This window comes from Sphaerotilus sp. (genome assembly GCF_041083715.1).
GTDB lineage: Bacteria > Pseudomonadota > Gammaproteobacteria > Burkholderiales > Burkholderiaceae_C > Sphaerotilus.
This window is the reverse complement of sequence record NZ_JBFPGY010000184.1, coordinates 1-9,468: the sequence shown is the minus strand read 5'-3', so window position 1 is coordinate 9,468 and position 9,468 is coordinate 1. Positions and strand designations below refer to the sequence as shown.

Genomic DNA, 9,468 nt, shown 5'->3' with positions numbered 1-9,468 from the left:
TGCGGGCAGGGCATCGGCGCGGTGGACGCCGTGGTGCCGGCCGCCGAGCGGGTGGCGCGGCTGCAGCGCGAGTACCTGGCGGCGAAGGCGCGGCTCTGCACCGGCTGAGGCCGGTCTGGTTCAGCCGATGGCCAGCAGCAGGTGGAGGGTGCCCTCCGCCTCGATCCAACGCGCCGAGGCGGTCGCCGCCAGCGCCTGCAGGTCCGGGCGCTGGCCGTTCACGGTCACGGTGCAGCGGCGCTGGTCGAGATCGATGTCGGTCACCTCGACTTCCTCGAAGTCCACGTACCGACCGACCCGCGGCGCCACGGCCTTGTAGTACGCCTCCTTGGCCGCGAAGGTGACCGCGACGCGCCGGGCATCCAGGCCGCCCGGTGGGTTCAGCGCCTGGCGCTCGCGTGTGGTGCAGCACATCGCGGCCACATCGGCGGCGATGCCGATGGCCGGAATGTCTTCGCTGTCAATGCCCAGTCCGCGTACCCGCCGGGTGGCGGCCACCGCCGCGGTCACGCTCTGCCGGTCGTGGGTGATCGAGCCGGTCCAGCCTGCGGGCCACTGCGCACTGCCGTCCGGCCGGCGGCCGATGGCCTGGGTGGCGGCTGGCTGTCCCCGCAGTGCGGCCAATGCCCGCTCCGCGCAGAGCCGGCCTCCGGCATGGGCCACCTGCCGAGTCCGTGGCCAGCGATCCGCCACGGCGGGCACGAGGGCGGCCAGGCGTCCTTCCGCCAGGAGCAGTGGTGCCAGCGCGTCCAGCGGCAGGGTCCACGCGCTGTGGTCCTCCGCGGGGAGGTGCGGCGGCCACGGGTGCGGCGCCGGCTGGAACAGGGCCTGCAATTGCCGCTCGACCGCTGGATCGTGACCGGCCTGTGCCAGCAACGCTGCGGTGACCGAGCGCATGCCGCCCCGCCCCGTCAGGCGGCCACGGCCTGCGCCGGATTGCCCTGCCAGGTCGAGCCGCTGGCGAGTTCCTCGCCCTTCATGACGAAGCTGTCCGGTGCGATGCGGACGGCGTCGCCTGCACGCACGCCGTAGTGGACGTAGCCCCGCGAGCCCAGGGTCAGCCCGTCGCCGATGGCGATGTGGTCCGACTTGAAGACGCCGTCCTCCAGCGAGTGGCTCTGCAGCGTGCTCAGCTCGCCGAGCGTGCAGTGGTCACCGAGCGTGAGCAGGGTCTTCTCGGTGATCGAGGTGCCATCGTCGAGCAGCTGCCGCCCGACCCGCACGCCCAGCCCGCGCCACAGCAGCCCCATGAACGGCGTGCCGCGCAGCATCAGCATGACGGCGCTGTCGCCGGAGAGGGCGAGCTTCCAGAAGCGTTCGTGGTCCCAGAAGGCCGGGTCGTAGATCGAGCAGGTGCGCGCCTCCAGGCGTTTCCAGCCGCTGCTGGCCCGGTCGATCAGCACCAGGTAGACGACCAGCACCGCCAGGCTCGCCAGACCGCCGCCGGCGAGCGCCAGCGAACTGCCGTGGCCCAGGCCGTAGAACAGGTAGAACACGAAGGATGCGATCGCCGCGCCGCCGGCTTCCATCACCAGGAACAGCCCCACCGTGACAAGGTTGGACCGGTTCTTCTGCTGCAGCCGCTCGGCGAAGAGGGCGCTGTCCCGCGGGATCTGGTATTGCATGTCGCGCTGCACCGAGCGCGGGATCTCGAAGCTGGGCGAGCCGAGCAGCCCGACGTTCTGGCGCACCGGCCCGTCCAGCGGCACCAGCACCCGCGTGGCGAGCAGGCAGTTGTCGCCCACGCGCGCTCCGGCCGGGAACAGCACCGCGTTGCCGACGAAGCTCTTCGCGCCCATCGTGGTCGGCCGCAGGCGGAAGCTGCGGCTCGACAGGTCGGTGTTGTTGATGATCAGGCCGTCGGAGACGATGGTGCCGCGCCCGAATTCGCACATCCCCGGCACGTCGTGCGTCTGGTTCATGCCGAAGTTCGAACCCGTCTGCTCCACGCCGCCGAGGAAGCGGTAGCCGAGCGCCTTCAGGTAGCCGGTGACGAAGGAGCTGTCGCCGGCCAGGGCGCAGTGGAACTTCGAGTTGGTGAGCACCGTGACGCCGCGCAGCACGAGGTGGTGCACGCCGTACAGCGGGTAGATCCGGTCCGGCTCCAGTTGCCGCACGAACACCTTCGGCACGGTGAACATCAGCAGCGTCTGGCCGACCAGCCATGCCGCGAAGCCGGCGACGCCGATCAGCGGCGCCATCGAGAGCGAATCCGTCACGCGGTCCAGCAGGTCGATGTGCTCGTTGTTCGCGTTCAGCGCCAGGTGGATCAGCCACAGCGGCAGCGGCAGGTAGACCAGCAGCAGCATCGCCAGCTGGGCGGCGCTGAACACCGCCATGCGCAGCGCGGAGGGCCGCGGCGCCTCGGGCAGCGTCTGGTACACCGTCTCGCAGGGTTGCGCAGGCGAGCCGTGGGCGCGCTCGCCGGCCCGCAGGCGCTGGCCCTCTTGCAGCGAGGAGCTGTGGCCGAGCTGGCTGTCGTCGGCCATCGCGGTGTCGATGTCGATCAGCGTGTTGTCGCCGACGAAGCAGCGCCGGCCGATCCGCACCGGTCCGGTCCGGATGCGCCCGCCTTCGGCGCGGTAGCCGTTGAGCAGCACGTGGCGGCTGATGACGCTGTCCTCGCCGATCTCGATCAGGTCGGTGCAGATGGGCATGGTCGGCGTGACGACCAGCGCGCGCAGGCTGACACGGGCGCCGAGTGCCTTCAGGTACAGCGTGTACAGCGGCGTGCCGGCGAAGACCTGCATCGGGTTGAAGCGCATCAGCTGCCGCACGACCCAGAAGCACCAGTAGCGCACGCCCCAGGCCGGGAATTCGCCGGCGGTCCAGCGGCCGATGAGCAGCCATTTCAGCGCCACCGGCACCAGCACGGTCAGCCCCCAGGTGGCGCCACCGACCACGACCGCGCGCCAGTAGGCGCCGAGGGAGTCGTCGATGTCCATCATCCAGTCGAAGCCACGCAGGTAGACATCGAACTGCAGCCAGCTGTAGACCAGCACTGCGATCACCTGCGCCGCACCGCAGCCCAGATAGACCAGCGTGGTGGCCCGGTGTGGTGCGCGGGGCGGCGCAGCGGCGCTGGCGCGCGGTGTCGCCGGGGTGGCTGCCGCGAGGTGGGTGGCCAGCGCGCGCACGGTCGGGTGCGCGTAGATCACTTTCATCGACAGGTCGCTGCGGCCGAGGCGTTCGCGCAGGCGGGCACTGAAATGGGCCAGCAGCAGCGAGCTGGTGCCCAGGTCCTGGAAGAAGTTGTCTTCGACCGACACCTGCGGCAGGTTCAGCATCTGCGCGAGCGTCTCGGCGATCGCCGTCTCGAGTGCGCCTTCCGGCGGCACGGTGTGCTGGTCCGCCCGGTGGAGCCGGCCGCGGCTGGGCGGGGGCAGCGACTTGCGGTCGGCCTTGTCGCTGGCGAGCATGGGCATCTGCGCCAGGTGCTCGTAGTAGACCGGCACCATGTAGCCCGGCAGTTGCAGCCGCAGCGCCTCGGCCAGCGCCTCGCCGCTCGGCGCGTCGTGGTCCGGCCGCACGGTGTAGTAGGCGACCAGCTCGACCACGCCGGGCGCGGATTCGTGCGTGTGCACGATGGCCTGCCGCACGGCCGGCACCTGCATCAGCACCGACTCGATCTCGGCCAGCTCGATGCGGTAGCCGCGGATCTTGACCTGCGTGTCGATGCGGCCGAGGTACTCGACCTGGCCGTCCTCACGGATGCGGCCGAGGTCGCCGGTGCGGTAGAGGCGTCCCGAGGTGTTGTGTTCGATCCCGAGGAAATCGGGGATGAAGGCCTTGGCGGTCTGGTCTTCCCGGTTCAGGTAGCCCACGGCGACGCCGACACCCGCGATGCCGATCTCGCCGATCTCGCCGGCGGCCAGTCCGCGGGGCGTGTCCGGATCGAGGATGACGATCGCGTAGGTCGGCAGCGGTTGGCCGATGGTGACCGGCTCGTCCGGGTGCAGTTCGGCCAGCGTGGCGGTGACGGTGGTCTCGGTCGGGCCGTAGGCGTTGAGCATGCGGCGCTGCGGTCCGGCCCAGCGCGTGACGAGGTCGCGCGGACAGGCCTCGCCGGAGACGATCAGCAGGCGCAGGTCGGGCAGGTCCTGCTCGATCGTGGCCAGCAGCGTCGGCACGCAGCACAGCGCCGTGATCTGGCGCGACTGCAGGAACTGCCAGAGGTCGTGGCCGAGCAGGCTGCTGCCGCTCTGGTTGGGGTAGAGCGTGGCGCCGACCAGCAGCGGGACCCAGGTTTCCTCGACCGCGAAGTCGAAGGCGAGCGTCAGGCCCTGGTAGACCCGGTCGGTGTCGCGGTAGCCGTAGGTCTCGACGGCCACCCGCACGAAGTTGCAGATGGCGTTGTGGTCGATCGGCACGCCCTTGGGCCGCCCGGTCGAGCCGGAGGTGTAGATGACGTAGCAGAGGGCGCTGTCGATGCCGCCCGCGGCCTGCAGCTCCTGCGGCGTGAGCCGGGTGTCGGGCATGCGGTCGATCGCCGCGTCGAGTTCGTCGATCGCCAGCATCGCCGGGGCCACGCCGGCAGCCAGCGCCCGGTAGTGCGAAACACTCAGCAGCACGCGGGCCTGTGCGTCCTCGCAGATGAAGGCCATGCGGTCGGCCGGAAAACCGGGGTCCAGCGGCACGTAGGCCGCGTGCAGCTTGAGCACGGCCAGCACCGCGATGTGGCTGTGGACCGTCTTGTCGAACAGCAGCGCGACACGGTCGCCGGGTCGCAGTCCGGTGGCGATCAGGTGGCGGGCGAGCTGGTTGGCCCGCGCGTCGAGTTGCGCATAGGTGAGCACCGCGTCGTCGCTGTGGACGGCGATTTTTTCGGCACGTCCCTCGTGGGCGAGTGCGTCGCAGCGGGCTTCGAACAGGTGGTGCAGGCGTTCGCCGGGCTGCCAGCGCACGCGGTGGTCGACGTTCGGCAGCCGCAGGATGTGCGCCTGCGGGTCAGGGATCAGGTGCATCGGGTCAGGCCGCAGTGAGCAGGTCGGTCGTGGCCGTGGCCAGGGTCGCGGCGTGGAGGATGTCCAGGCCCTGGGTCAGCAGATCGAGCGGGGTGTTGAGCGGTGCGAGGATCTTGACGACCTGGTCATGGGCACCGGAGGTCTCGACGATCAGTCCGTGCGCAAAGCATTCCGCGCAGATCCGGGCGGCACGCTCGCCTGTGCCGACGTCGAGGCCCTGCATCATGCCGCGCCCCTTGAGCACCGAGCCGGGGATGATCCGCGCCATCTGCTCCAGCCGCTGCGTGACGAGCGCTGCGCGCAGCGCCGTGCCAGCCTGGAAGTCCGGGGTGCGCCAGTATGTCTCGATCGCCACGCGTGCCGTGACGAAGGCATGCGTGTTGCCGCGGAAGGTGCCGTTGTGCTCGGCGGGCAGCCAGCGGTCGTGCTCGGGCTTGACCAGCACCAGCGCCATCGGCAGCCCGAAGCCGGAGATCGACTTGGACAGTGCGACCAGGTCCGGCACCACGCCCATGCCCTCGAAGCTGAAGAAACTGCCGGTGCGACCGCAACCGGCCTGCACGTCGTCGACGATGAGCAGCGCACCGTGGCGCTTGGCGATGGTCGCCACATGGGCGACCCAGCCCGCCGAGGCGACATTGAGGCCACCTTCGCCCTGCACGGTCTCCAGCAGGATCGCGGCTGGCAGGTCCACGCCGCTCGACGGGTCGTCCAGCATGCGCTCCAGCAGATCGGCCGTGTCGGTGTGGGCGCCCATGTAGGCGTCATACGGTGCCCGCGTGACGCCGGACAGCGGCGCACCCATGCGGTTGTAGCGGCTGCCGGTGGCCGCGAGCGCTCCCAGCGTGACGCCGTGGTAGCCATTGGTGAAGGCGATGACGTTGTGGCGCCCGGTCACCTTGCGCGCCAGCTTCATCGCGGCCTCGACGGCGTTCGTGCCGGTCGGCCCGGTGAACTGCACCCGGTGCGACAGGCCGCGCGGACGCAGGATGTCGCGCTCGAAGGTTTCCAGGAAGGCGCGCTTGGCGTCGGTGTGCAGGTCCAGACCCATGGCGATGCCATTGCCCTGGATGTGGGCAATCAGGGCCGCAGCCATGTCCGGGTCGTTGTGCCCGTAGTTCAGTGCCGCGCAACCGGCCAGGAAATCGATGTACTCCCGCCCTGCGGTGTCGCGCAGGACACTGCCGCTGGCCGACGCGAACACGGCGTCGAAGCGGCGGCAGTAGCTGCGAGCCTCAGACTCGCGGCGCAGGAATACGGATCGTTCGTCCGTTGTGGACATTTCGGGCTCCCAAGGAATTCGGATCAGATTGGCCCGGCTCGGTACCAGACCCGGGCACCATGCGGTGTCCAACTTTGTAGTGTGCCATCGGGCTCACCTTGTCGCTGCCTTCATCCGGTCACGTCCCGGGAATCGACTGATGGTCATGATCCACTCGGCGATCCGGTTCAAGGACAGGATATCGTCGACGGCGCCCAGGCGAATCGCCTCGGCGGGCATGCCGAAAACGATGCAGCTCGCTTCATCCTGCGCAGCCGTCCAGGCGCCGGCTTCATGCATCTCCAGCAGGCCGCGGGCGCCGTCGCCGCCCATGCCCGTCATGATGATGCCGAGCGCGTTGCGCCCTGCGCAGCGTGCGACGGACGAAAACAGCACATCGACCGACGGGCGGTGGTGGTTGACCGGCGCGCCGTCCCGCACCTCGACCACGTACTGCCCGCCCGCACGGCGCAGGCTCATCTGCTTGCCGCCAGGTGCGATCAATACCCGTCCGTCCAGCACCACGTCGCCATCGCGGGCCTCCAGCACTTCCAGCGTGTACTGGCTGTTCAGCCGCGCCGCGAACGAGGCCGTGAACTTTTCCGGCATGTGCTGGACCAGCACGATGCCCGGTGTGTCCGGACCGAGCTGGCGCAGAACGGCTTCGATGGACTGCACGCCCCCCGTCGAGATGCCGATCGCGACCACACGGGTGGCAGGTCGGCCCGCGGTCGTGCGCTGGCTGCTGGCGGCTGGCGGCGGCGCTGGCATGTACAGCGGTGCGGCTGTCATGAGAGAGGCGGCGGTGGGCAACGGCGGTGCACTGGTGCGCAGGGCTGGCAGCGACACCGAGGCCCGCGCGGCCTGCCGCACGGCGGCGATCAGCGCATGGTTTGTTTCCGGGCCTGCACCTGGCGCTGCGGCGGACCTGGTTGCCGTCGCGGAGCGCCGGACCGCGAAGGCCGTGGCACCCGCGGCCAGGGCCAGCTGGACGACCGGATCCGCCTGGGTCAGATGGGCGGCGCAGACCACCACGGGGGTCGGTCGCTCCTCGAAAAGACGCTTCAGGAAACCCGCCACATCCAGCTGTGGCCATTCGATGTCGAACACGATGACGTCCGGCCACCGGGCCTGCAGTTTCGGCCAGGCAAAGCCGGGATCTGCCGCGGTTCCGGTGATCTCGAATCCCGCCGCTGCCAGCGACTGTTGGAGGTGCAGCCGCCCGATGGCGGCCGGATCGATGAGGAAGAGGTGTTGTGCCACGCTGTCGGTGCTTTCGATCGACTCAGGCGTGGCGATAGACGGCAGGTGCCATTGCCACGGTCGGAATGCCCAGATTGGCGATCGATTCGGCGTGGCCTGTGAACAACAGTCCATCTGGCTTGAGCCGCGTCAGCACCCGCTTGACGATGTCGGCCTTGCCGGGATTGTCGAAATAGATGAGCACGTTGCGCAGGAAGATCAGGTCGAACTGGCCGATCTCGGGCAGTGTCCGGGTCAGGTTGGCACATTCGAACCGCACCAGCTGACGCAGTTCTGGCGCGACCATCAGCTTGCCGGTGTTGTCCCCGTGGCCTTTCAGGCACCAGCGCTTGAGCAGCGGCGTGGGGGTCAGGCGGGCGCGTTCGAGCGGGTAGAGGCCGCGTCGCGCGGTGTCCACCATCGCGGTCGACAGGTCGGTGCCGATCACCTGCCAGCCTTTCAGCCCGAAGTGTTCGCCCAGCAGCATCGCGATGCTGTAGGCCTCCTCGCCGGAGGAACTCGCAGCGCTCCAGACCCTGAAATCACCTGCTGCGGCCCCTGGCCGGCGCTCCGCCAGCATGCGCTTGAGGTGTTCGAAATGCTGCGGCTCGCGGAAGAAGTAGGTCTCGTTGGTGGTCAGCTTGTCCACCACCTTGACCATTTCCTGTGCGTCGCCCTCGCGCATCAGCAGATCGACGTAGGCATCGACATCGCGCAGGCCGCGGGCTTGCGCGAGTTTTTGCAGGCGACCCGCGACAAGGGCCTGCTTGGCATCGGAGAGTTGAATGCCAGAGACCTGTCGGAACATCGCTGTCACGGCCTGGAAGGAATTCTTGGAAAGCATGGTCATGGTCGGCCTTGGTCGCACGGGTCGCAGGTGCCCGTCAGAAGGTGCTGAACTGGGTTTCGTCCACGGCATTGCGTCTGCCGGGCAAGAGGGGCATGGGACGCGCAGCGCGGGTGCCGCGGTCCTGGTGTGCTTTCGGGTGGGGGCGGGCGTTGCCCGGCAGCGGCTGCGGTTCCGGGCGGGTCAGTCGGAAGCTGGCCATCATGTCCTGCAGTGCCATGGCCTGGCCGGACAGCTCTTCGGCCGTGGCCGACAGCTCTTCGGAGGCCGCTGCGTTCTGCTGGGTGGTGGTGTTGAGGTGGTTCATGGCCATGGTGATCTGCTGGACGCCCTCGGCCTGTTCGCCCGAGGCGGTCGAGATCTCCTGCACCAGCCGGCTGGTGTGCGCGATGCCCGGCACCATGCGCGCCAGCACCGCACCGGCCTGCTCGGCCAGCCTGACGCTGGAGCCGGCCAGCTGGCCGATTTCCTGTGCGGCGATCTGGCTGCGCTCGGCCAGCTTGCGGACCTCGGCGGCGACCACCGCGAAACCCTTGCCGTGCTCGCCGGCGCGGGCGGCCTCGATGGCTGCGTTGAGTGCCAGCAGGTTGGTCTGGTAGGCGATGTCGTCGATGATCGAGATCTTCGAGGCGATCGACGTCATGGCCTCTGCCGTGCGGCTGACGGCGTTGCCGCCATCACGCGCCTCGCGGGAGGCTTCGGCCGCCATCTCGTTGGTGGTGACCGCGTTGGCCGAGTTCTGGCGGATCGAGCCCGCCATCTGCAGCAGCGACGCCGTGGTCTGCTCGACGCTGGTCGCCTGCTCCGACGCCGAGTGCGACAGCGTCTGCGAGGTGCTGGACACCTGGTGTGCCGCGACGCTGAGCGCCTGTGCCGCCAGGCTCACGTCGGCCAGCGTGGACGCCAGGCGCACCACGGTGGTGTTCACGGCCCGTTGCAGCTCGGCGAAGGCGCCCTGGTAGTGGCCCTCCACCTGGCGCGTCAGGTCGCCCGCCTCCACGCCCGCCATCGTGGCGCGGACCTCGTTCAGCGGTGTGACGATGGCGTCGAGCGTCTGGTTGATGCCTTCGAGGATGCGGCGGAAGTCGCCCTCGTGGCGCTGGGCGTCGGCCCGCACGTCGAGCTTGCCGGCCACAGCGGCCCGCACCAGGCCG

General features: G+C 69.5%; 6 protein-coding genes. All 6 read right to left on the bottom strand.

Features of this window, described 5'->3' with window-relative positions:
* Nucleotides 1-120: 120 nt before the first annotated feature.
* Nucleotides 121-897: a 4'-phosphopantetheinyl transferase family protein gene (locus AB3X43_RS08140; protein ID WP_369429344.1), complete on the bottom strand. Its 777-nt coding sequence runs from the start codon at nucleotides 895-897 to the stop codon at nucleotides 121-123.
* A 14-nt stretch (nucleotides 898-911) separates the two neighbouring features.
* The gene (locus AB3X43_RS08135) at nucleotides 912-4,964 is read right to left on the bottom strand and encodes a Pls/PosA family non-ribosomal peptide synthetase (protein ID WP_369429343.1); all 4,053 of its coding nucleotides are present in this window, start codon (nucleotides 4,962-4,964) and stop codon (nucleotides 912-914) included.
* Between the two features lie 4 nt (nucleotides 4,965-4,968).
* Entirely contained in the window at nucleotides 4,969-6,246 is a 1,278-nt protein-coding gene (gene ectB / locus AB3X43_RS08130) for a diaminobutyrate--2-oxoglutarate transaminase (RefSeq protein WP_369429342.1), read from the bottom strand.
* 93 nt (nucleotides 6,247-6,339) lie between these two features.
* Complete coding sequence (cheB, locus tag AB3X43_RS08125; protein ID WP_369429341.1) at nucleotides 6,340-7,488, bottom strand: chemotaxis-specific protein-glutamate methyltransferase CheB; 1,149 nt, start codon at nucleotides 7,486-7,488, stop codon at nucleotides 6,340-6,342.
* A gap of 22 nt (nucleotides 7,489-7,510) precedes the next feature.
* The gene (locus tag AB3X43_RS08120) at nucleotides 7,511-8,317 is read right to left on the bottom strand and encodes a CheR family methyltransferase (protein WP_369429340.1); all 807 of its coding nucleotides are present in this window, start codon (nucleotides 8,315-8,317) and stop codon (nucleotides 7,511-7,513) included.
* A 34-nt stretch (nucleotides 8,318-8,351) separates the two neighbouring features.
* A partial coding sequence (locus AB3X43_RS08115; RefSeq protein ID WP_369429339.1) for a methyl-accepting chemotaxis protein occupies nucleotides 8,352-9,468 on the bottom strand: 1,117 nt, incomplete at its 5' end.